The sequence below is a fragment of the Pseudoalteromonas byunsanensis genome, from assembly GCF_001854475.1.
GTDB lineage: Bacteria > Pseudomonadota > Gammaproteobacteria > Enterobacterales > Alteromonadaceae > Pseudoalteromonas > Pseudoalteromonas byunsanensis.
In genome coordinates, this window is sequence record NZ_MNAN01000018.1 from 43,968 (window position 1) to 68,939 (window position 24,972).

The 24,972-nt window shown below is 43.3% G+C and carries 19 protein-coding genes; 13 read left to right on the top strand and 6 right to left on the bottom strand.

Annotated elements, in window-relative coordinates:
- Nucleotides 1-141 precede the first annotated feature (141 nt).
- The 10 genes from BIW53_RS02360 (at nt 142) to BIW53_RS02405 (ending at nt 15,291) form a co-directional block, all read left to right on the top strand.
- A complete protein-coding gene (locus tag BIW53_RS02360; RefSeq protein ID WP_070990218.1) occupies nt 142-1,989 on the top strand; it encodes an Ig-like domain-containing protein in 1,848 nt (615 codons plus the stop codon).
- Between the two features lie 320 nt (nt 1,990-2,309).
- Complete coding sequence (gene sbnA / locus BIW53_RS02365; protein ID WP_070990219.1) at nt 2,310-3,293, top strand: 2,3-diaminopropionate biosynthesis protein SbnA; 984 nt, start codon at nt 2,310-2,312, stop codon at nt 3,291-3,293.
- A gap of 14 nt (nt 3,294-3,307) precedes the next feature.
- On the top strand, nt 3,308-4,321 hold the full coding sequence (sbnB, locus tag BIW53_RS02370) for a 2,3-diaminopropionate biosynthesis protein SbnB (RefSeq protein WP_070990220.1): 1,014 nt from the start codon (nt 3,308-3,310) through the stop codon (nt 4,319-4,321).
- Nucleotides 4,322-4,428: 107 nt separating this feature from the next.
- Complete coding sequence (locus BIW53_RS02375) at nt 4,429-6,105, top strand: IucA/IucC family protein (RefSeq protein WP_070990221.1); 1,677 nt, start codon at nt 4,429-4,431, stop codon at nt 6,103-6,105.
- A complete protein-coding gene (locus tag BIW53_RS02380; protein ID WP_070990222.1) occupies nt 6,089-7,279 on the top strand; it encodes an MFS transporter in 1,191 nt (396 codons plus the stop codon). The genes BIW53_RS02375 and BIW53_RS02380 overlap by 17 nt, the downstream gene beginning before the upstream one ends.
- Nucleotides 7,276-10,695 carry an IucA/IucC family protein gene (locus BIW53_RS02385; RefSeq protein WP_070990223.1) on the top strand — a complete coding sequence of 1,140 codons (3,420 nt, stop codon included), beginning with the start codon at nt 7,276-7,278 and terminating at the stop codon, nt 10,693-10,695. Before BIW53_RS02380 ends, BIW53_RS02385 begins: the two co-directional genes overlap by 4 nt.
- Entirely contained in the window at nt 10,688-11,461 is a 774-nt protein-coding gene (locus BIW53_RS02390) for an HpcH/HpaI aldolase family protein (RefSeq protein WP_070990224.1), read from the top strand. The genes BIW53_RS02385 and BIW53_RS02390 overlap by 8 nt, the downstream gene beginning before the upstream one ends.
- Entirely contained in the window at nt 11,458-12,636 is a 1,179-nt protein-coding gene (locus BIW53_RS02395) for a type III PLP-dependent enzyme (RefSeq protein WP_175442075.1), read from the top strand. The genes BIW53_RS02390 and BIW53_RS02395 overlap by 4 nt, the downstream gene beginning before the upstream one ends.
- 81 nt (nt 12,637-12,717) lie before the next feature.
- Complete coding sequence (locus BIW53_RS02400) at nt 12,718-13,149, top strand: ParB N-terminal domain-containing protein (RefSeq protein ID WP_084228037.1); 432 nt, start codon at nt 12,718-12,720, stop codon at nt 13,147-13,149.
- 42 nt (nt 13,150-13,191) lie between these two features.
- Nucleotides 13,192-15,291, top strand: a complete 2,100-nt coding sequence (locus BIW53_RS02405) for a TonB-dependent receptor (protein WP_070990225.1) — start codon at nt 13,192-13,194, stop codon at nt 15,289-15,291.
- A gap of 49 nt (nt 15,292-15,340) precedes the next feature.
- On the opposite strand, the gene BIW53_RS02410 is transcribed toward BIW53_RS02405, so the two are convergent.
- Nucleotides 15,341-16,054: a metal-dependent hydrolase gene (locus BIW53_RS02410; RefSeq protein ID WP_070990226.1), complete on the bottom strand. Its 714-nt coding sequence runs from the start codon at nt 16,052-16,054 to the stop codon at nt 15,341-15,343.
- A gap of 52 nt (nt 16,055-16,106) precedes the next feature.
- On the opposite strand from BIW53_RS02410, the gene BIW53_RS20790 reads away from it, so the two are divergent.
- Nucleotides 16,107-16,274: a hypothetical protein gene (locus tag BIW53_RS20790; RefSeq protein ID WP_175442076.1), complete on the top strand. Its 168-nt coding sequence runs from the start codon at nt 16,107-16,109 to the stop codon at nt 16,272-16,274.
- A 99-nt stretch (nt 16,275-16,373) separates the two neighbouring features.
- Here BIW53_RS20790 and BIW53_RS02415 read toward each other — a convergent pair whose 3' ends face one another.
- On the bottom strand, nt 16,374-17,117 hold the full coding sequence (locus BIW53_RS02415; RefSeq protein WP_070990227.1) for a YciK family oxidoreductase: 744 nt from the start codon (nt 17,115-17,117) through the stop codon (nt 16,374-16,376).
- 186 nt (nt 17,118-17,303) lie between these two features.
- Between BIW53_RS02415 and BIW53_RS02420 the strand changes: the two genes are divergently transcribed.
- Together BIW53_RS02420 and sohB are read left to right on the top strand one after the other, a co-directional pair.
- Entirely contained in the window at nt 17,304-19,745 is a 2,442-nt protein-coding gene (locus BIW53_RS02420; RefSeq protein ID WP_070990228.1) for a VolA/Pla-1 family phospholipase, read from the top strand.
- Between the two features lie 79 nt (nt 19,746-19,824).
- Nucleotides 19,825-20,829: a protease SohB gene (sohB, locus tag BIW53_RS02425; RefSeq protein WP_070990229.1), complete on the top strand. Its 1,005-nt coding sequence runs from the start codon at nt 19,825-19,827 to the stop codon at nt 20,827-20,829.
- A gap of 58 nt (nt 20,830-20,887) precedes the next feature.
- On the opposite strand, the gene BIW53_RS02430 is transcribed toward sohB, so the two are convergent.
- The 4 genes from BIW53_RS02430 to BIW53_RS02445 form a co-directional block, all read right to left on the bottom strand.
- Entirely contained in the window at nt 20,888-21,262 is a 375-nt protein-coding gene (locus BIW53_RS02430; RefSeq protein WP_070990383.1) for a PH domain-containing protein, read from the bottom strand.
- Nucleotides 21,263-21,265: 3 nt separating this feature from the next.
- The gene (locus BIW53_RS02435) at nt 21,266-22,168 is read right to left on the bottom strand and encodes an ABC transporter ATP-binding protein (protein WP_070990230.1); all 903 of its coding nucleotides are present in this window, start codon (nt 22,166-22,168) and stop codon (nt 21,266-21,268) included.
- Nucleotides 22,165-22,974, bottom strand: coding sequence for an ABC transporter permease subunit (locus BIW53_RS02440; protein WP_139158764.1), 810 nt, complete (start codon nt 22,972-22,974; stop codon nt 22,165-22,167). Before BIW53_RS02440 ends, BIW53_RS02435 begins: the two co-directional genes overlap by 4 nt.
- Before the next feature lie 99 nt (nt 22,975-23,073).
- Entirely contained in the window at nt 23,074-24,894 is a 1,821-nt protein-coding gene (locus BIW53_RS02445) for a M2 family metallopeptidase (protein ID WP_070990384.1), read from the bottom strand.
- Nucleotides 24,895-24,972 lie beyond the last annotated feature (78 nt).

Below are 24,972 nucleotides of genomic sequence, written 5' to 3' on the forward strand. Positions count from 1 at the left end.
AGAAGAATAAACCACTCGTTCACATTCATTTGCAGAAAACCCATAACACTTGTCATGATAGTGAAAGACACGACAGAATAAGTTGTTCCTAACTTGGTGTGTTGGTATAGTTTCTTGCTAAAAAACTAATTAACGATATTTATGAATAACGCTGAAAAACGGATCATCCCTTTACTGTTAGCTGTTGTGCTAAGCGGTTGCGGTGGAGGGACATCAGACGATAACCCCTCTCAAAACACACTACCAACAATTCAAGTGCAGGATATGGCACTGGAAGTAATGGAAGATAAAGAGCTAAAAGGGCAATTTACCGCCACAACGCAAAGTGCAGAAGCCATTACTTTTGTCATAGAGACTCCAACTAGTCGTGGTTCCATCAGTGTGCAGGGCAATAACTTTGAGTATATTCCAAATCAAGATTTCTTTGGAAGTGACACGTTTAGCTACAGAGCGAAAGCGGGTGATTTGGTATCAGAGGCAGGCACTGTTACATTAACTGTTGTTGCACAAAATGACTCTCCTGTGACTGAATCTATCGCTGTTGATATTGAGGCTGGTAGTGAGACGACCGTAAAACTAAACGCTTCTGATGTAGACTCCGAACAGCTTAGTTTTCTGCTGACAAGTGAGTTTGAAAAGGCCATTGTTCAACAACCAGAGTCTGGGGATGACCAGCTGACGATAAGCGTTCCGTATGGCGTATATGGTGAAGATCAAGCCCGGTTTGTTGTCAATGACGGCCAAGCTAACTCAACTGAAGAAGTGATTGAACTGTCTATCAGTGTGCCAAGTTCTACAGCTGAAGGTCGCCTAAATGAATATGAACTAGATGATTTCAACGTTGAGGTGCTGGCCAAAACAGCAGACAACCGTATTGTGACGGTAGGTCGTAAGTTTAATTATTCGTCTGGCCCTACACAGCATTTATTGCACGTGCATGGCACGAACGATGAAATCGTTAAGGTCGTACAGCTGCCTGTATCGTTCGAGCTTTCTGTTCAACGTCTTGTTGCTCACAGCAATGGAGTGTCTCTATTGTCTGTTCGAGATACTCAAGCTCAGCTCATTACGTTAGACAATGACTTCAATATTACTAAAGCAATTGGGTTTGATATTTCTTTGTCTGATAACGCGCAAACTGAGTACTTCACATTTTACGCTGACCCACAGTATGGCTTTTTTATACTCGATGCGGGTGAACAACTTAGCTTGGTAGACTTTGATGGTAATGTCAGTAAGTTCAATGTGAGAGATATTCCTGATAGCCCTATTTATAAGTATGATATCCAAGCGTTGAAAGTGGTTGGTGACAAGGTATATATCGGTGGCGGCATATTTTACTGTGTCAACCAGTGTCAGTACGGAACTGGGAATAGCTTCTTTGCACTTACAGCAGATTTAAAGACGCGTGATGTCACTGTGACAGATATAGGTACACGTTACATTGGAGACGATGTCGCCATTTCTGATAATGGCAACTTGGCCATTGTGACATTTAGTGAGATTGTTTATGTGGATAAAAACCATAAAGTGCAATGGCGAGAAGGCCTTTTTGAAAATCGCTCAGGTCGAGTAGTGATTATGGAAAATGGTGATATTGTTGTTTCTTATTCAGGTGAGAAGAAAATAACTGTGTCGCGTTACAATGAGGTTGGACAAGAGCTGTGGACAACCGTCCATGAGCTAGAAGCTGATACGATTGAAATGCAAGGGTTGGCAGTCAATCATTTTGGTGATGTATACATGAACTTTCTGGATAGAAAAAATACTAACAGAGGCAATGAGTTTACACCACATATGCTCATGTTTGATTACAGTGGTGGATTTCAAGCGGCTGTTAAGCATGACATAACCTCGGTCAATTTGTCTAATAACGAAAAGAAATACCAAGTTTTGGCGGGTGACAATAAGCTAGTTTCAATTGCTTCTGGAACAGATGAGCAAAACATTAATACAAGCTATTTAATATCTACTGAGGTTAAACGATAGCCATTTTCTAAGCGCTAAAACAGCAGGTTGTTTTAGCGCATAGCTATTTTTTACATCACCTCAATTGTCATAATCTTCATTCCATACATACGTTTTTATCTCTCGGATAAAAATCAAATCCTTTGTTTTAAAAGTTAATTATCTTTTCAATTGAAGCGCTTTACCAAGCATCTCAACATGTTGAATTCTATTATATTCGTATCTGCTTGTGGCCTTATCATAATAAAGTTGTATTATTGATTATAAATGCAAATAATAATTGATCTTATTTGCATTTAGTGTAAATTAGCGCCCCATAACGAATGTGGAGGCAAAGGACAATGATTTACGACAGTATCCTATCTTGTGTAGGCAATACACCAACGGTACGTTTGAGCAAAATGTTTCCGTATCAAGAGCATACCGTTTTAGCAAAACTTGAAATGCTTAATCCTGGAGGCAGTATCAAAGATCGTCCTGCCAAGTTTATGGTGGAGCAAGGCATTAAGCGAGGAGATATCACTCCTTACAGCCATATCATCGAAAGTTCATCGGGCAACTTAGCCATTGCACTGGCGATGATTTGTCAACAGCATGCACTCCCTTTTACTGCGGTCGTTGATCCTAAAATATCGCCAACCAACCTGAAGCTACTAGAAATCTATGGTGCAAATATTGTTCAGGTTACTGAGAAAGATCAGAACAATGGCTATCTGCAAACTCGTATAGACACGGTAAAGCGACTGGTAGCTGAAACCCCCAATGCCGTATGGGTAAATCAATATGCGAACCCAGATAACTGGCGTAGCCACTACTTTGGTGAAGCAGAAGAAATCCTCAATGATCTTGACGTTAACGTGGATTACTTGGTCGTAGGGGCAAGTACATCTGGCACCTTGATGGGGGTTGCTCGGCGTTTAAAAGAAGCGAATAAAAACCTTAAAGTTGTGGCTGTAGATATTACAGGCTCGGTACTTTTTGGCGGAACATCGGGCCCAAGAGAATTACCCGGAATCGGCGCAAGTAGAGTACCAGAGCTATTAGACCCGACAGAAGTCGATGAAGTAATTTATGTGGACGATTATGAATCCGCATTAGCATGTCGTGAGCTGGTCAAAAAAGAAAGTATTTTTGCAGGCGGCTCAAGTGGCTCCGCAATTGCAGCTATTAAAAAGCTGCTTCCTTCAATCCCTAAACACAGTGTTGTGTTAACCCTGTTTGCTGATCGTGGCGACCGCTATCTGGATTTGGTTTACGACCAAGATTGGTTCGACATGGTTAAGCAACGACACCTTTCAAATACGCAATTAGAACAAATCGTCTAGTTAAGGAACTATCAATGACAGTACAAACTGAACTACGCTATTTAAGTCAAACCGATCTTAAGCAGTTGGGCGCAGATCACAGTGATGCCTTTATTCAAGCTATCGAAGAGGGCCTTAGGTTACATGCAAAACAAGAATTTGTTCAACCACTTAAGCCTTATTTAAGATGGCCGGATGCACCTCATATTGCAGACCGTATTATTGCCATGCCTTGTTATTTAGGTGGTGAAAATCCAATTGCAGGTATCAAATGGATAGGTTCTCGCCAACACAACCCCAGTAAATTTGATATTCCACGCGCCAGCGCCGTGATCATTCTAAATGACGCACAAACTAATTACCCTGTGGCTATTATGGAAGCAAGCTTGATTAGTGCGATGCGAACGGCTGCCATCACGGGGGTTGCGACCAAATATTTGGCTAAAAAGGACTTTAGTGATGTTTCGATTATAGGTTGTGGTCCGATAGCACAGATGCAGGTGCAAACCTTGTTAGAGCAGTATCAGTCAATCAAAACTATCCATTTATATGATCTGTCAGCCGTAGCAGCTGATCGTTTAATTAGTCAGTTTGCAGGTAATTTTCCATCAGTCGAGTTCGTCATTCATCCTAGCGCGCAAGCTGCGGTTGAGCAAGCGGATGTATTAGTAACCTGTACGGTGTCAGATGCGCCGTATATTCCATATTCTTGGCTGAAAAAGGGCTGCTTTGTTTCGAACATCTCCATTATGGATATTGAAAAAGAGGTATTTGTAAAAGCAGATAAAGTCATCGTAGATGATTGGGATCAGTCAAACCGTGAGAAGAAGGTTATTAATCAATTGGTTGAAGAGGGCAAGTTTAGTCGTGAAGCTCTGCACGCAGAGCTTGGTGAGATAGTGCTTGGCGAAGTGGTAGGCCGAGAAAATGACGATGAAATTATCCTGCTAAACCCAATGGGCATGGCAATAGACGATATTGTGTGCGCGCGTTGGTTTTATCAAGCTGCATTGGCAAAGGATGCGGGTACTAAGTTACCACTGTTTTAATCATTGAGAAACGGACGGACATGCCAAATTGAGCATGTCCAACTTTCAAAATTATAAGCCGTGTGTGAGCAAAGTTTTGTAAGGCTTTGCGATTTAAAGGAGTTGAGATGACTTTATCGGTTAACCTTTATAACCCCCGTTTTGCGCTGGTGCAAAAACTCATCGCTGCACTTTTCCTTGAAAATTATGGTGATTTCAAAACCCATTGTACGTATCAACATGGCCAACTTTTGGTTCGCCTTGACTCGCATAGTCACCTGGTTTTTGCTTGTCAGTTTAATCCTGAAAATATGGTTCCTTATGCCATAACGGAACCAGATATTTATATACAAAAACAAAACCAACAACCCACATCGGTGTCTTTGACATCATTGATGAGCCATTTTATCGAATCACACTGGTGGCCTGTGGGTGACAGTCAAAGGGTTTTGTCGAAATGGCATGAAGTGGTGCAGACGGTTGATTTATTGGCTCAACAAGCACCTGTTAGTCAAGCGACTGACTTATTTGAGTGGTTAGCATTGGTAATAGATAGGCCAAATCATCCATTCGCCCATGCTAAAGCGAGTTTACTATCTGTACTTGAAAACTGGACTGAGCAACAAGTGCATTGGTGGGCATTTCCACAAGAACAGGTGTTTACTCGCCAATCTAAAGTTGCATACCACTTATTGTTGAATGACTCCCAGCAGCAGTATTTGCAAGCTAAGCTAACTGATTTAGGTGATGATTATATTGCATTACCCTTGCTTGCAAGTCAGATAGTTCTAGCGCGCGAAATTCCAGCTAGCCGAGATTTGGAGTTTACTTCTGAGCTGGGACTTGCCACTAGTTCGTTGCGCACGTTTTGTCACCCCAATGACCTTTTAGTACATATTAAAATGGCCAGTAGTGCCACGCCTTTGGGGGCAATGCGTACTATGCCGCCTAGATATTTATACAATGGTGATTGTGCGTATGCGCTATTGCAGGACATTCTACAGCGCTCTAAAACGCTCACACAAAATGTGAAGTTGTGTGATGAACGTCAATGGTGGAGCCTCAGTACACATCGAGATATGTTGCAGTGTAAAGGTGAGATAGGAGTGCAGCTTAGGTGCCTTCCGGCTCATGACAAACAGTTAGTACTTTCAATGGCTGCACTAAACCACCCATACGCGTGGCATATGTTGGCACAATCAGGTGTAAATACTCAGCAGTTTTTTACTAATTTATGCCAGCGTTTCGTGCAAGTTGGGATGAACTTTTTGCACTATGGAGTGGTACCAGAATGCCATGGGCAAAATATCATTCTTTATATCAATGATCACGACGACTTTACTTTCGTATTACGCGACCATGATTCGCTAAGAATTTGCCCACAGCAGTTGACGGCTAACAAATTGGCCTTACCTGATTATCAAATCAATTGGCATACCCCAAATACTTTGGTATTGCCGGATCTAACTGAACTGGCTAAATACTTTATTACCTTAGGCTTGCAAGTGAACCTATACCCAATTGCCAAAGCAATGCCTCAAGGAGGAGATGAACAAGCGTTTTGGCGCAGACTGCATCTCGATATAGAAACTTGCCTTGAACAGATTAATGATGAGGCATTTACTGCATGGGCACAGCGGCATGTATTGGACGCTAAACTCTGGCCATTCAAAGCAGTATTGGCTCCGTTATTTGGCGCAGCTGATGATGTGACAGGTATGCCCAGCGCAATGTCTACCATCATAAATCCATTAATATCGGTTACGCAGTGCCGACAGGAGAGGGTGCGTGACTTCGCCAACTAAGCCACTTTACTTACTTCTGGCTACGCAATTTTTAGTCACTTTCTCATTAATGGTATTGATCCCAGTGTTGCCACTGTACCTTGAGCAACTTGGCAAGCAGCAGGCGGTGTCAGGGTTTTATTCAGCTTTGGCACTGTCCGCTCCTGCCGTAGGTGGCTTGCTAAGTGCGCCTGTAGTCGGCATGTTAGGTGATCGTTATCGTTATAAGAATATTTTTATCGCTGCACTGGTACTGTTCGTGTTGTCTTTGTTAGGAATGGCTTGGTTTCAATCAATCAGTTTATTCATTGGCGCACGATTTTTACTGGGACTCTCAGGTATAGGCGTGGTACTTACACTGTTCTTTAGTCGTGCCAATATTGCACCACAAGGTCATCAATTGGGCATGCAACAACAAGCTATCTCGTTGGCTTGCCTACTTGGCCCGCTCGTAGGTGGGTACAGTCTACAGACAATAGGCATGAACATGGTTTTGACCGTCACAGCAGCTGTCACCGTCAGTTGTTTACTGGCGCTAATGTGGTTGCTTGATAAAGATATATTGCAGCCACAAGGCACTGAAGCAGGGTCAAAATCGACGGATAAGAGTCAGTTTTCTACACCGATATGGGGCTGGTTGCTAGCAGGCGCTTTTTCTCAGGCAGGTGCCTTTGCGTTGGTGGTGGGTTTTGCATTGTATATGACACAAATGTGGCCAAGCCCGAACGTGGCCAGCCAAATAGGCCTGATCCATGCTCTGGCATGGTGTGGCACATTTGCTTTAGCGGGTTTTTGGGGCAGACGTAATACCCGTGGTTTTGGAGCGCAGTCATTTGCATTTGGCGCACTGGGCTGCGGACTGGCGGTTGTGTTAATCGATTTTGTCTCGTCGCTTTGGTTTATTGCCATATTACGCATCATACAAGGGGGGTTTTTCGCAGCCCAATCACAAAGTTTATTTCTACAAATCAGCACTCTGAGTCCAGCTAATCAACAAGGCCAGGCACTAGGGTATGCAAAAAGCGCACAAGTTTCAGGGCAATTGATTGGTCCTTTTGCTGCGGCATTTTGCTTTTCTCACTTTGGCGCTAGCAGCGTGCTTTGGCTAACCGCCGGATTATTTATCGCCGCCGCAATTTTGGTGAGTTTTTTACTATCAGTACAACAAGTTAATTTAAAGGTAAAAACACAATGAACACGATGGAATGGGCTTTGTTAGATACAAAGCTAGTCGAACAGTATCTCAACACATATATTCGCGAACGGGAAATCGACTTAGGGCAGTGTCGCTATGCCGGTAGCTACCAATATGCATTACCTTTGTCTGATGACGGTGTACAGGTGTTGTTTGATATTCAGCACTATTCAATGACGGGTTATCATAGCTATCACATGCCTGTGGCAATACATGAAGCTGGTGTGACAACAGAGCTGAACGATATTAATGTGTTGCTTGTTCATATGTGCAATGCGTTGGCGCAAGTGAGTAGCACTGAGGCCAGTGATGAGTTCTTCAAGAAAGTAACCAACAGTGTACGTTACTGTCGTCATTATGTTAATGAGGTAGTAAAGCACTCCCATAGTACGCAGCAGCGTGATGAGTTCATTTTGGCTGAGCAAGGATTGTTGCTGGGCCATCCATTTCACGTGACTTCAAAGGCTTGTCAGGGTTTTAGTGATGAAGATTTAGCTCGTTATAGCCCAGAGTTAGGGGCTGCATTTAAACTACATTATTTTGCTTTGTCGCCCGCGCTGATGAAACAGCGAGTGATCAGTAATTATGAAATACCACAAGACCCCATCATGCTCGATGAAGCTAAAGCTTTACTGGGCGAGCGTCTTGACGAATATCAGTTGTTACCCTGTCACCCTTGGCAAGCCAATCACCTGCTTGAAGATGATGCAGTGAAATTGTATTTAGCTGAGGATGAAATTATATCCTTAGGCCCGATGGGAGAGACTGTGTGGCCAACTTCATCTGTGCGCACTGTATTTGCACCAAAGCAAGGCTTATTTGTGAAGCTAGCACTGGATGTACGTATCACCAACTTTATCCGTAATAATCCGCCAAGCCACTTAGAGCGAGCACTTGATGCAAGTGAGATTATTGTCGAAAACCAGCTAGATAAAGGAATAGAACGACTAAGGCTACTGCCCGAGATCGCTTATCAAACAATCAATAATGAAGTGTTGGCTGCGTCATTTGCAGTGCTATATCGCCAAGGGTTGAGTGAGTCTATGCAAGCTCAAACACGCATCCTAGCTGCATTGGTAGAAGAGTCGCCAATCACCGGAACAATGCCGTTAAGTGATTTTATTCGCGCCGCAGCTCAGGCGCATAATACAACGGTCAACGAAACTTTTCTAAGGCAGTGGTGGTACGGCTATTTAGATGCAGCGTTACTACCGACACTGAGGTTGTTTGCAAGTTCCGGTGTAAGTCTAGAGGCCCACCTGCAAAATGCATTGATGTATTTTGAAAATGGTTGGCCAAGTATGCTGGTGGTCAGAGATATGGAAGGATGTAGCGTTTCATCGCAAAGACAGCCTAATTTAGACCCAAATAGTTCTGCCAGTTACAGTGAAAACGAAGCTTGGTTCCGCTATCAATATTATGTCGTGGTAAATCATATTGCGCATGTGCTGTCAGCTGTAGCGCGTAACCATGCTATTTCTGAAGAAGCACTTTGGTCTGTAACTCGAGAGTTTTTGCAAAGTGTTGCAAACGACGATATCGCCAAACCTCAGGCAACGGCACTACTAAATTGCGCCACATTACCTGCAAAAGGTAATTTGTTGAGTACTCTGCATGGTTGTGGTGAATCTCCTGTATGGGTCGATATTGATAACCCATTGCGTTATCAAAGCGAATTGTCACTATCTGCTCAACAGTGTTCTGAGCAAAGAGTCGTCACTCAGCTTATAGAAGCTTTACTGTATGAGAAAGTTTTGCCCTATCACTGGCAAAATAGTAAGTTAATTTTGCCTTTGGACGAGCAGACACATTATGAAGTGATCGCGCGAAAGACAGCGCACTTTGAGCGAATTCGTATTGATTATCCAACGTTAGTGCGTCACCACCAAGGGCGCTCAAGTGCGCTATCCTTGGCAAAAATGATGACAGACTTAGCCAAATTAGAGTTGGCTCCGGCTGATGTCTGGTCAAGATTTTATGATGAATTACACCATACTACGCAAAAGCATAGTCAGGTTTTGGCGGCAAAACCGCAGACACCACTTCGGGACATGGATTATGCACAATGTGAGGCGAAGATCAGTAACGGACACCTTTATCACCCGAGTTTTAAATCCAGATTGGGTTTTACACTAAAAGATAACGCCAGTTACGGTCCGGAGTTAGCTAACCCTATGCATCTGCGCTGGTTAGCGGTTGACTTGCAACTGGTGAGTGCAAACTTTGCAAAGGGTCATAGTATACAAAGCTTGGCCAGAAATCATTTTAATGACGGTCAGCTATTACAAATAGAGGCACAATTAAAGGCCTATGGCGCAACGCTTGAGCAAGTCATGCTTTTACCTGTGCATCCTTGGCAGTGGGAGCATATTGGTGAAATTTACTTTGCCGCGAGCAAAGGCTTATATCCAATAGAGATAGACGGTCACCGTTATCTGCCTCAGCAATCTATCCGAACATTAAGTGATTACAGTGATGTGACCGCGCTGTCTGTTAAATTGGCACTGAGCATCACTAACACTTCAACATCAAGAGTACTGGCACCGCACACCATTGCCAACGCGGGCATGATCAGCGACTGGCTGTGCAGCTTGTTGCAAGACAATGATGCATGGCAGCAGGTAACGAAACCAATCATTCTAAAGGAAGTCGCTGGGGTTAGCGTATTGTCTCAGCCTATGCTCAGCGCGCAATACGGCGCACTTGGTTGTATCTGGCGTGAAAGTGTTTATCAGTATGTGCAATCACCTGAGTCAGTAGTGCCGGTCACTGCACTTATGCAACTAGACATTGATGACAAACCATTAATTGCTCCTTGGGTGGAGCAGCATGGTTTGACCACGTGGCTTAGTGCATTAGTTGACCACGTCTATATTCCGGTTATGCATATGCTTTGGCAGCATGGTGTCGCGATGGAGTCGCACGCACAAAATATGCTGTTGGTCCATAAACAAGGTTTACCAACACAAGCCGCTTTGAAAGACTTCCATGATGGTGTGAGATTCAGTGTTGCTTTGCTTGATAAGCCAGAGCTTTTGCCAGGTCTCATCGAGTCACCTGCTGAACATGCTCGTGTCAATCCAAATTCATTCTTACAGACCGATTGTAAAGATGAATTACGCGACTTCACACAAGATGCTTTGTGTTTTGTGAACTTGGCCGAGTTGGGTTGGTTTATTGAACAGCACTTTGCGTTCAGTGGAGAGGCTTTTTGGGATTTAGTACGTAGTCGTATCGAGCGCTATCAAAGTGCACATTCTCACCTTAGTGAACGCTTTGAAATGTTTGACTTTTTTGCACCTAGCATAGACGTAGAGCAATTGGCTTGCCGCCGCTTTATGCCAGAACAGCGCTTAAGAGTCATGTCCGTGAGCAACCCATTGGCAGATGCAAAGCCGGAGTCGACAAATGAGTAAGCAAAGATTAAAGCAGCGCCTTTGTCAGTCAAGCGAATGCTTTGGTGTGTTTAGTTCTATTTCAGATGTCGTTGCTATCGAGCAGTTGGCTTTGGCAGGTTATGACTTCATTATCTTTGACCTTGAACACACGCTGCATAGCTTAAATGACGTAGAAAAAGTGTTGTTAGCGGCAACGGTTGCTGAGTTGGAAGTATTAGTGAGGATCCCAAAAGGACGCTATGACCTAATCGCACCGCTTTTGGATGCAGGTGCTAGCGGCATTGTTTGTGCGATGGTTGAAACACCAGAGCAGGCACAGGAATTGGTTGAACGTTGTTATTACAGCCCATTGGGGATGCGAGGCCTGAACTCTACAAGGCTCAATGGATACGCTACAAAAGAGCTTGCTAAAAGTCTGACTGAAGCCAACAAGCAAACGGTAGTTGTCGCCATGATAGAGACACAACTGGGTGTTGAAAATGCATTGCAGATAGCGTCAACACTAGGTATAGACGCTGTACTTGAAGGCGCTGCTGACTTATCACAATCACTGGGAGTTGCATGGCAAACGCAGCATCCAAGTGTACGTGTAGCAGTGGCGCAAATAGCGCAAGCATGTGAGCATGCACAAAGTACTTTTATGGCAATTCCACGTACGACAGAAGCTGTCACTCAATGGCAACAAAGTGGGGTGACGAACTTTGTACTGGGTGATGATAGAAGCATCATGCGCAACGCCCACAAAGCGAATATCGCACAGTTTAAAAAGGAGCTAGAACAGTGACTGTTAGCATAGAAAAGATCAAAGAGTATGTTGCTAAACAGCAGCAAGAAGTGTGTGCCTTTTTATATGACTTGAATAGTTTAACAGCGCATGTGCAAACACTTCTAAACCCATTACCAGAGTCGGTACAGTTTTATTACGCCATAAAGGCTAATAGTGATGAGCAGGTTTTACGCGCATTGCTGCCATATGTTTATGGTTTTGAAGTGGCCTCTATGGGTGAAATAGAGAAAGTGAGAGCTATCAGCGAAACAGTACCTATTGCCTTTGGCGGACCGGGCAAGACACTTACTGAGCTAAAGGCGGCACTGAAGCACAATGTTACGTTGTATCACCTTGAAAGTCAGTTGCAAATGCAGCGATTAAATTGGTTGGCTCAAGAGCAAGGAAAAACCATAGAGGTATTATTACGTGTTAACCCTAGTTTTGAACTGCCTGATGCGACCTTACAAATGGCAGGAAAAGCGACACAATTTGGGATTGAGCAAAGTGAGCTGGAGGAGATACTTGGCGAGCTTGGCAGTTATCCAAATTTACGCGTAGTTGGTTTTCACTTTCATTGTATTTCTAATAACTTACGTGAAAAGACCCAGATCAAAGCGATTGAAAAGTACATCACGACAGCTTTGCAATGGCAGCAGCAATATAACTTAGAGCTAAGTACAGTTAATGTGGGAGGTGGCATCGGTGTCACCTATCAAGAAGAACAGCGTCCGTTTGATTGGGGTAGCTATTGTGAGCAATTAAGTACATTGCTTAAACGGTTTCCAATGTTAAATATAGCCATGGAATGTGGTCGCTTTGTAAGCGCGTATTGTGGCGTGTATTTGGCACAAGTGACTGATATAAAGAGCAATCATGGCGAGAACTTTGCTGTTCTGCGAGGAGGTAATCACCACTTTAGGCTGCCATCATCTTGGCAGCATAATCATCCGTTTTTGGTACTAGAGCGAGATGATTGGCCATATCCGTTTGCTAAGCCTACGGTGAAAAATGCACCAATCACTTTGTGCGGAGAGCTATGTACCCCTAAAGATGTATTGGCAAAAGGCGTCACGGTGGAGCGTTTGAGTGCCGGAGACATTATTGTCTTCGAAAAGGCAGGGGCATATGGTTGGCACATTTCTCACCATGACTTTTTATCTCATCCTCATCCACAAAGAGTGTATTTGTAACCTTCGGTGCAGCAGCGGATATTTTGATAGGTATCCGCTGCGCAAAATTTAAAATGAATCAATGTATAAGGAAGCCATGTTATGCCACTAGATAAATCAATACATTTTATGTCACCGCAAGATCTTAAACCAAATGAAGAAGTGATCCCTGAGCGTGTAGATTGGTTGCAGCAAAAAGTTTTACATGAACAGCTATGGCGAGTGCCAATTACCGTAGATAGAATCTCAGGCTCTATCATGGACGGTCACCACAGGCACTTGGTCGCATGCCGCCTAGGTTTGGCAAAGGTTCCTTGTATTTTACTGGATTATGAGGAAGTGGAGTTTATTAGCACTCATCCGAGCAGAGCTTTAACGCCAAAGTGTGTCATTGAACACGCCCAGGCAGGGCAACGTCTGCCACCAAAAAGCACGCGCCACCAATTCGTTCGTCCTTTACCAAATTGCAATATTTCACTTAAGTTACTTATTGATAATAGTTATCAGTTAGATTATCATGCACTCAGAATTTAGCTTTAAATATAAATAATAATACTTCTTAGTATAAGGACTAGAATGCTTCTTAAAAAATCTCTGCTCTGTGTGAGTGTTACCGCGTTGTTAGCTGGTGTTTCGCATAATGTAATAGCCGACGATATTGAACATGTTGAGATCCGTGCACAACGCATGGCTTCTGACTTAAACTCTATCGCTCGCAATGTTTCAGTGATTGATGAGCAAATGTTGCGTACACAATTTGCAAGCGCACAAAACATTGCTGAAGTACTGGCTAAAACTGTTCCGGGTATGGCACCTCCAACGCCAGCATTAACAAACTTTGGCACAACATTACGTGGTCGTAACGCATTGGTACTGATTGATGGTGTGCCCATGAATACCAACCGTAATATTTCTCGTGATTTGCATAACTTGCATCCTGCACAAGTTGAGCGAGTAGAGATTTTCCGTGGTGGTAACGCACTTTATGGTAGTGGTGCAACGGGTGGCGTGATCTACATTTATACTAAGGGCGGACAACAAGCGTCTGAAATTGCTTCAAGTATTGAAGTGAAAAACGGCGCTTATACGCTTGCTCAATCGTTTGTTGGTCAAGTCAATGATTGGCAGTATCGCGTTGGCGCAAGCTATGAAAATGTAGATAGCTTCTCAGATGCAGATGGTGATCGCTTAGCGGTTGAGCCGAGCCAGGGCGATAGCTTTGATAGCGATATTTTTAGCTTTGATGCAAAGGTTTCTAAGGCTTGGGATGGTCAGTCATTATCTTTATCAGTACTGAGCTATGTACTGGAGCAAGATACAGACTACGCCTCGGATCCATCAGTTAAAGAATTACCCTACATCAACAAAGCTCAATCTATCAAGGGTCTACAACTTAATAAACAAAATCAAATCAATAATTTAGTATTTAATGTAGGGTATCAGAACCAACTAAGCGACAATAACAAATTGTCAGCACAATTCTACTTCCGTGATTATGATGCTCGTTTTGCTCCGTTTGATGGTCGTCCTTATGCGACATGGAATCACTTAGCGCAAACGTACTTAGAGAGCACTAATTTAGGGCTTAAGCTAACTGTAAACTCAAAACTCAGTGACAACCTAGAATTAGACTGGGGTTTTGACGCGCAAGATGAGCGCAGTGAAATGCCTGTGACTACTTACGATGGTGAGGTTTACGACAATAGCGGCTACTTGGTTTTCAAAGAAACTGGTGACAAAGCCTTTGTACCACAGATCAGCCATCGTACATTAGCGGCTTTTGCTCAAGCACGCGCTAATGTGACTGAACAGCTAGGTGTTGAAGCGGGTGTACGCGCTGAGCGAATTGATGCCAGTTTCGAAGACTTCACAACGTTAGGCCAAGCCGTTGCTATTTCTGGCAGTAGCTACGACTATAGCTCTACGGTATATAATCTAGGTGTGACGTATGATATCAATGATAACCACACGGTTTATGCGGCATTCAATGAAGGTTATGAGCTACCAGATATTGGTTTACAGATCCGTTATGCCAGCAGTCAGTTCGACTTGAGCCAGTCTTCACTTCAACCCATTGAGTCGACAGACCGTGAGATTGGTTGGCGTGGTGAACTAGGCCCTGTAAGTGTGAGCGCAGCATACTTTGTATCTAAGTCTGATTTAGGTCGTGTTAAAAGTGAAGGAATGGGTCTTTCCGTCAGTCGCAACCAAGTAGAGATTGATGGTTTCGAGATTGCCTCATCATGGGATATTACTAATAATTTGAGTGCTGATCTTAGCTACAGCAAAGCAAATGGTGATGAAAAAGCACAAAACGCAGAGCAATTCCAGCAAATGAATGGTTTTAGCATTGCGCCAAGCAAGCTAACTGCACAGTTAAACTATGACATTAGCAGTAACTGGCGCACCAATTTGACACTTATGCAAAGTGGTAGCAAAGACTATCGCTTGCAAGGTGAAAATGCCTTCGGTAGAAGAGACGTTGAAAGTTACACATTGGTTGACTTTAACTCTCAAATCGAGCTTGAGCAGGGTACTGTGACTGTCGGTATTGAAAACTTATTCAATAACCAATATTTCCCAGTTTATAGCCAGTTACAACGTAACGGCAACAACACCAGCTCAATCCCAGGTCGTGGCCGCACGTTCTCGGTTAAATATCGCTTAGTTTGGTAACAACCAACTGACACAATCAGGCTGCTTATCCGGCAGCCTGATTTATCAGCTATAACCATTTTTGTATGATGGTAGTGTTGGGCAAAAGCGGTAGTTTAGCTAATTGATATTGCCAACCGTTTATTGCTACAAGTAACCCATCGTAGTATGGCATCAACATATAGGCAGATAGTCCAATTACTGCCAGTTGTAACAGACAGGCGAGGGGGGAAGCCACAGCAATGGGCTTAAGTGCACTGCCAAATGACGCTTTTATCTCATTATTGTTAATATCTACACTGTAACACTCATCTAAAATTAAATGGGTCAGCATTCCTACCGTGACCGACACGCTACACAGCAACGCAAAATTGATCGATTTTCCTGCTATGATTGCTAGATTAAGCGTGAGCAAGGCAATCATTACCACATTGAGCAAAGAGTGACTGGCGCCTCGGTGGACAGTAAATTGTTCAAATAGCGGTTTAATGGCATACATCAATATGAGATAGGCCCCCAACGTACATAACCAAATTTCGGTCAGCGAGTTTAACTTCAAAAATATGGGTAGAAAAATCCCAATACACAATGCAAAGACAGAGAATAAACTGTTCAACGAACGTGACTTGTCTGCATCTAGATCGGGCAATAATCCTGCTAAGCTACCAATTACAAAAAGTAACAGTGTATCAGTTGGATTAGCTTGAGAGGTGGCTAAAATAACCGAGCTAAGAGCGGCGCTGGTGACGACAGACGCTTTAAAATGAGTTTCAAAATTTGCCACGAATATCCTTAATTAATGAGTCGGTACATTACCTTAGGCTTTAATGCCTGCTGTGGATTTTAACTCAATAGTGGACTTTGCTAAAAACTATTTGACTGCGAGAGGCTTTATGTTGTCTCAGTTCAATGATGTTGGTCGTGGTATGTTGAGCTGTTCATTACCTGAAAATAACGATGGACTTACTTGGTTCACCAGTTTTGTTGTTAGTTACTCAGATTAATCGCAATTAAAATCAACTATACAAATATAAAAAGAAATTACTAAAGTGATGACGTCCCTTTGAGACGTCATCACTTATAAAACAAGCTAATGAGTAAGCTTATTTAGGCTGGGCATCAATAGATTGACCGTTTACCTGTTTAGAATCATCGCTCATTAAATATAGATAAGTTGGCATGAGCTGCTCAGGTGTTTTTAAGCTCTCTTTGTCTTCGCCTGGGAATGCAGATGCACGCATATTTGTGCGCGTAGCTCCTGGATTGATGCAGTTTATTCGAATATTGGTTTTACCCACCTCAGATGCCCATGTTTGCATCATACCTTCGGTGGCAAACTTAGAAATTGCATAAGGGCCCCAAAACTCACGGCCCTGACGGCCTACCCCAGATGAGGTGAATATAACGGATGCATTGGGTGCTTTACGTAGCAATGGGAACATGTACTTCGTGATCATTGCTTGTGCCGTCACGTTTACCTTCATAATGTTTTCAAACGTAGAAACACAAAAGTGCTCCAGAGGCCCTAAAGAGCCTAAAATAGAGGCATTGTTGAGTAATCCATCTAATTTACCAAATTGTTGTTCAATGGTGGCAGCTAAATCACGATAATTCTGTTTAGTTGCGCCACGCATATCGAGTGGGACGATAGCCGGTTGAGGATAACCCGCGTTGACAATTTCGTCATAGACACACTCAAGCTTTTTGGTAGTTTTGCCAAGTAAAATCACGGTTGCACCGTGCTTAGCATAAGTGATTGCAGCCACTCTACCGATACCATCGCCAGCACCGGTTACTAAAATTGTTTTGTTCTCTAAGGCATTAGCCGCGGCTATATAATCGTGCATTTTCAACCTCAACTGATAAATTTTCGGCATTTTACCACAAGTTATCGAATTTATTGTAAATATAGGTGGCGAAAGGCTACACTTTACGTTAACTTTAACTGGTCTAATGTCTTATTAAAAACAAAATTACATAGTTTTAACGAATTAGAGCACAAAGAATAATAAGATTATGTCGGAGCCTATAAAATGAAAAAAATGCTACTCTCACTCGCGGTTTCTTCAGTCCTCGTTGGCTGTGGTGGCGGTGAAACATTAGAAGATGTAAAAAAAGATTCAACCCCAGTACTACCGTCAGCTTCAATTAAATTTGACCCATCAAACAGTGTTATTTCTGTTCCTAACGATTTGCTTTTGAGTGGTACAAAAGATGGCACCCTTAATCTACCAGGTGAGCTTGATGAAAATGGCAACCCAGCGGTAACACGTGCACACTATGCATCTCCATCATTGGCCTTAGGGGCACAGGATGGTTGGTCTACGCAAATGCCTTATGTGATCGACTTAAATGTACCTGCTGGGTATTCAGTAAGTGCACAATCAGCTAGTGATCCACAATCGGTACGTATTTTTGAAGTCGTCATGGGTGCAGACCAAAGCGACGAGCAATGCTCCGCAGTGCCTGCAGGTATCGCATGTCGTTTAGTTGGTGAGCTTGAGAATGGCATGACTGGCGATTTCGTTTCTGTCTTGAATGAGAGCGGCGACGGTATTGTCATCCAGCCACTTAAACCGTTCAAAGCGGGTAAGACTTATATAACAGTGTTGACTGACTCGTTGACCATGGGCGATGGACGTGCAATTAAGCCTTCTTCGACGTATACCTTACTGCGCCAAGAAGCGCCGCTGGTAACTGATACTCAAAAGGCGTTACAAGCGGTTATAAAAAGCTATGAGAGTGCAGTAATCAGTGGTGGTGATTTAGCGAAAGAAAATATTATTTATACTGCTGCTGCAACGATGCAATCAGTTGGTCCTGTTGTTGGCACTGTTAAAAAGCTAATGGCAGCAAGTATCGCACAAGGTACTAACCCCAAGGTGGTTGTGCCAGAGCAACCTATGATGACAGTAGCTGATGTGTTATCCAGTGTGATCACTGACCCAGCAACACTTGCGCCATTTCAAGCAGTTCAATATATGCGAGGCAGCATTCAATTACCTATGTATTCAGCGAAGCCAGCGACTACTGACATAAGCAGTGCTGCAGATACTTACTGGCGTGCTCAATGTGATAGCGCTGTTGCTGTGCTAGGTTACAAAGCGGCTGTGGGTGGTACGTTACCTGAACCACAAGCAGATACAAATGATGCAGCGTGTGCCGCGATGTCCAATGGAGTGCTGCGTGATTTCGGTTTAGATACTACGCGTTTCTTGACTAAGTATAACACTATCCCGCAAGTTCAATGGTTGGCGAATGTACCTGTACAGATTACCAAACCAAGAGCTGAGCTATTTGGTATTGAGCAGCCTGCCACAGGTTGGCCTGTAGTTATCCTTCAGCACGGTATTACAACTAGTAAAGAAGCAATGCTTGGCTTGACCTTAGCTTTGAGTTCACAAGGTTTTGCGACGGTTGCAATCGATCACCCAATGCATGGTGAGCGTGGTATAGATGTTGATGCTGATGGTCTAGATGATTTCAATGCAACAGACGGCAAAGGCTCGGTATTGTCATACATGAATTTGACCTCTTTGTTGGTAGCACGTGACAATTTACGTCAGTCTTCTGTTGATTTACTAGGGTTGCGTTTAGGTCTTAACTTTGTAAATCCAGCGCTTGGTTTAAACCCAACGCAAGTGAGTTTTATTGGTCACTCATTGGGTTCAATTGTTGCACCTAGCTTTATCGCCCATGCAAATATGCCGCTTGCTGAGCAAGTTGATCCACTATTTAAAGTGCAAAGTGCTGCATTGGCCAGTGGTGGTAGCGGTATTGCCAGCTTTTTAGCTGAGTCAGAAGAATTTGGTCCATTTGTACAAGGCTCTGTGTTGTTAGCGGCCAACAATCTAGCATCTAAAGCGTTTATCTCATTCATCGCAACTGATGCAGCATCTGTTTGTCCTGTTGAAGGTATTGAGGTTAACCCACAAGATTCAGCCTACTTGTCGGCAGTTGCACCTTGTGCGTTCGTAGCTTACACCAAGCACTTAACGGAGACGGGAGACACCCAGTCATTGGCAGCGATAAAGAGCATTGTTCAACAGTTTGTATATGCGTCGCAGACGGTACTTGATAGCGGCGATCCAGGTAACTATGCGAGCCTTGTTCAAGCTGTGCAAACACCAATTTATATGAGTGTGGTTACAGGCGGTGTTGATGGTAATAAAGCAGACACAGTTATCCCGCCAACAACTTCTAATCCGTTAGCTGGTAGCACGCCACTGGCGCGCATGATGGGTTTGCAAACCGTATCAGAAACACAAATGACCACAACGCCTATGAGTTATGTTGTTAACTTTAGCCAAGGTCATCATGGTTCTGTTGTGACGACAGGGTACCGTGAGAACGCTGGTGGCACAGAACAAGGTCATGCAATGGCAACTGTAGAAATGCAAACGCAAATCGTGTCTTTCTTAAAGTCTCAAGGTTTATTACTGCCAATTAGCAACTCAGCAGTTATTGCTAATTAATAGTTATTGAGTCAAGATGATAAGCCGCTGTTGAGCGGCTTTTTTTATGGTTTATTGTTAGATTTTAAAGGAGTCAACGTTGGCATTTTTATTTGAGTATGGTTTGTTTTTGGCTAAAGTGGTCACAATAGTTTTTGCGATAGGAGCGACGGTTGCGTTAATTGTCGGCGCTGGGCAAAAGTCGAAAAATGGCTCAGGAGAAGTCGAGCTAAAAGACCTGTCTAAGCAAATGCAGGAAACCAAAACGCGTTTTGTTGAGCAGGCTCTTGATAAAAAAGAACTTAAGGCATATAAGAAGACGTTAAAAAAACAGCAAGACGAGCAGCCGCAGGGCAGAGTCTTTGTCGTGGACTTTGCGGGCAGTCTAGATGCACATGAAGTTAAGAATTTACGAGAAGAAATTAGCGCAATTTTAACTATCGCGGATAAAAGTAAAGACCAAGTGGTAGTGAATGTTGAAAGTGGTGGTGGGGTCGTGCATGGCTATGGTCTAGCTGCGTCTCAACTGAACCGTGTAAAGCTAAATGGCCTGCCTCTTACGGTGTGCGTGGACAAAGTCGCAGCGAGTGGTGGCTACATGATGGCATGTGTTGCTGATAAGATTATTGCAGCGCCTTTTGCCATTGTTGGCTCTATTGGTGTGCTAGCGCAAATTCCAAATTTCCATAAGATCCTGAAAAAGAACGATGTGGATTTTGAGCAGATCACCGCGGGAGAGTATAAGCGAACGTTAACTATATTTGGTGAAAATACAGATAAAGGACGTGAGAAGTTCAAAGAAGAAATTGAGCACACACATGGCTTGTTTAAGTCTTTTGTTGCTGAGCATAGACCTCAGCTAGATATATCCACGGTAGCTACTGGTGAGCATTGGTTTGCAACCTATGCAAAATCACTCAATCTGGTTGATGAAATTAGTACCAGTGACGATGTGTTGATGTCTCTAGATCAAACACATCAGCTCTACAAGGTTACTTATCGAGGTAAAAAGTCGCTATCAGAAAAAATCGGTTTGGGTTTTAGTGCCGCAATTGAAAAAGTAGGCGTATCGCTATGGTCGAAAGCTAATAACGCCCGCTTGTAAGACCCTCATATTAATACGTTTATAGATAAGCACTTGGGCACGTCCAAGTGCTTTTATATCAAAGAGAATAAGTACTGATAATACGGTAAACCTCGTTGATATTATCACCGGCTTTAAATTCTTTACAGATAGGCGTTGGGTCTGATCCGACCCAGATTTTTAACTCGGAGTCTAAGTCAAAGTGACCGGCGCTCTCCTTACTAAATTTAGTAATTTTGCTGTAAGGAATACTAACAATTTCAACTTTAGAGCCAGTCACACCTTGCTTATCAATTAACAACAAGCGCTTATTTGAAAACACAAACATATCTCGAATGACTTGATATGCTTTTTCAATATGTTCGCCCTCGATTAATGTATCTTTGAGTAACGCTTCTAGCTTATCGTGATCTACTTCACTGGCGTTTCCTAAAATACCGCTTAATAATCCCATCATTTAGTCCTTCTGAAATAGTTGGTTTTCAAGTGTATGGCCGTTGACCAGTTGATGATACTGCCAGTTACATTTATAGCAGTATTTAAGCAAGTGTATATCAAATTGTTCAAACTCCCACTGATACTCAATGATATATTCCTTATTCTGACTTTGAGTAACGTAGAGCACACCACTGAGCTGTTTGAGGCGCTCTAGTGCATCTTTGTACTGCTCATGCAGTTGCAATGTAATGTACTTACTATGGCCGCTAGGTGCGTTCCGATTATGAGCTGTTAGTTTACCTTTATCTAAGTACAAGACTCGATCACATAAACGTTCCAGCTCAGCTAGATCATGCGAGCTTAAAATAAAGCTAATTTCGTCGCTTAATGAGGATATCAAAGATCGGATCTCTCTGGCATGCAATGGGTCGAGCCCCGCTGTAGCTTCATCTAGTAGCACTATTTTAGGCGAACCAAGTAATGCCTGAGCGATGCAAACACGTTTCCTCATACCATGAGACAGCTCGTTCACCTGGGAATGGTGATTGTCACTTAGGCCAACCAACTCTAATACCCGTGTCGTTTCTTTAAGTGCTTCACTTTTGCTAAACCCCTGTAATGCCCCATAAAAACAAAGTTGTTTTTGGATGGAGAACCTTGGGTCGAGCATTGCATCTTGTGGCAGTGCAGTTAGTTTGCCAAATAGCGATGGGTGATTTAAAGGTTGGCCAAGAATTTTTACCTCACCTTGATCTGGTCTGAGGTAGCCACATAGGATACTGAATAAGGTGGTTTTACCTGCGCCATTAGGCCCAACAAGCGCTGTTGTAGTGCCCGCTTCGATGGTAAAACTCACGTTGTCTAATGCTTTTTTGCCGCCAAACGATTTGGATAGCTGATTTACTTCAATGAGGGTACTCATAATGATCTTCTCCTAAAAATAAATACACCTACAGCTAGTAGTGCAGCGGCTTGTATAATAGGGAGTATCCACAGTAAAAGAGGGACATTAGTATGTGGTGCGACATCTAACAGTTGTACACCCGGAAATATATAAAACAGCACATCTATTAAACTTAGATAAGAACTAAAAAAGCTCAGTAGTGCATTGCCTAGCGTGAATAATAAGATAGCGAGTACAATTGATAGTCTTGATGAGCTACTAATTAGGTTGAGCACTGCCATGAGTGCGATGAAAGGCATGACGATAACACTGAGTTGAAATACTAAAGTTATGGCCAGTAATGCACCTGAAACAAGTAGTTCTGGCGCGCGATAGGTCATTACTGCCAATGTTGCTAAAGCAGTTAAAGTGATCAGGCTAAACAAAATAGTGAGCTGACCGATAAAGCGTCCAATTAAGATTTCGTCTCGAGTACAACGTAGACTAAGAAACCGCAGTGTCCCCCTTTGCCTGTCTCCAACCGTCTGATCTGAGCATACAAACAAACTGAAAACTGGAAAGCTATATAATGCAACAAGCCAGAAGATAGCCAGTTCGGCTTGTGGCCAACTGGCCAAAGCTTTTAATCCAATATTACCCGCAAGCTCCTGTGCTACACCTGAAAATTCAGGGCTACTCAGAAAGGGGACCGCGTGCCCAATCGGGTAGCGCAGTATCATAAGCCACAGCATGGCGAAAGCGGATAAGGCAAGTAGGCCACGTTTTGTGGCAAATAGGCGAGTTAACTCAAATTGTGCTAACTGCCACACTCTGTGTATATTCATAGTATCTCCTTTGAACATACAGTACCCTTTTAGACATAGGATAGAAACTGTAAATATGTTTCAGAGTGTGGCGAATGTAACATTTACCTGTTTAAGGCATTACCAGCCACACTGGCGGCCTTTATTTTGTTCCTCTAGGTATTTTTGCAACGGTGCAAAGTAGTCAAGGATAGCGGTTGCATCCATTTGCTGTTTGCCTGTCACAGACTCTAAAGCTTCTTGCCAAGGACGACTACTGCCCATCTCTAACATCGCATTGAGCTTTTCACCAGCCTCTTTTGAGTTGTAGATAGAGCAGCGGTGAATGGACTCTTTATTGTCTGCTATTTCACATAGTGAACGGTGGAAATCAAACTGTAAAATATGCGCTAGGAAGTAACGCGTGTAAGGAACGTTACCTGGAACATGATATTTTGCACCAGCATCGAAATCAGCTTCTGTGCGTGCAATTGGTGCTCTGATCCCTTGGTATTTTTCCCGTAAATCCCACCATGCTTGGTTATATTGCTCAGGGCTGATTTCACCAGAGAATACCTTCCAACGCCATTGGTCAACTAATAAACCAAATGGAATAAACGCTACTTTATCCAACGCCATACGCATCAGCAGACCGATGTCTTTTGACTCGTCAGGCACGTTATCAAGTAAGCCGATTTCTTTTAAGTAACCAGGAGTTACTGAAAGCGCGATAGTGTCACCAATCGCTTCGTGGAAGCCATCATTGGCACTGTCCTGATAGTAAATCGGCTGATTTTTGTAAGCGCGTTGATAGAAGTTGTGCCCTAACTCGTGGTGGATCGTAGAAAATTCTTCGCCAGTACGTTGAATACACATCTTAATACGGATGTCATCTTGGTTATCTAAGTTCCACGCAGAGGCATGACATTGCACGTCTCTGTCACGAGGCTTGAGGAATAGAGAGCGGTTGTAGAATGTCTCAGGCAATGGCGCAAAGCCCATAGAAGTAAAGAACTTTTCAGCACCTCTAACCATATCCATTTCTGAGTAGTTATGCTCAGCTAGCAGCTCCGTAACGTCGTAACCAGGGTCGGCATTATCTGGAGCAACTACATCATAAATATTACCCCATTGCTGCGCCCACATATTGCCTAATAGGTGGGCTGGGATTGGCTTGTCTTGAGGCACTTTGTCTTCGCCATACTTTTCGCCAAGCTTAGCTCTTACATGGCAATGAAGTGCATTGTAAAGCGGCTTAACTTGACCCCAAAGACGGTCTAATTCGTTAGCGAAATCATTGGCTGGCATATCGTATTTACTGCGCCACATAGCGCCTGTGTCTTCATAGCCAAGCTCCTTTGCGCCTTCGTTTGCCAATACAACTTGTTTTTCAAAAAGCGGGCGCATAGGCTTAGATATTTGACGCCAACCTTGCCACGTATCCAATAATTCTTCGTAATTACGGCTGTTTGCCATGGTGGTGGTCAGCTCACCAAGACTTTGACAGTTTTTGCCATCTTTGCAGTAATTACCTTTTGCGTATATACCATCAAGTTCTGCAAGTAAACCGGCAAGCTGTTCTGACTTTTCAGCATTTTGAGGTGCAGCAATTGTCAGTTGAAGTTTTAACTTATCCATTTTTCTGCGGTTGTCTTCGCTTAAGTTTAACGAATCAAAACGGGCAGCTTCACTGGCCAATTGTACAACGGTATCTGTTGACTCCTGGCCAACGCTCGCAGCAAGCGCTGCAGTGTCTTCAGTCACAAAGTTCGCATAAATCCACTGCGCGCGATTACCTCTGATACTTAAGTCTTCCAAAGTCGCTTGTGCGTTTGCTAGGAAGATTTCAGCGTCTTTTTCTGTCAGTGCTTGGTTATTATTTTCAGTGCTATTACAGCCTGATAGTGACAGTGCTGTGGCAACCACACATGCACCTACACTCAGTCGAAATAAAGGTTTCATTTGATTTATCACTTGTTGTTGTTTGAGCGTTGAATAATAACAGCGCTCTTGGCAAGCGACAAATAATGTAAGTTCAAT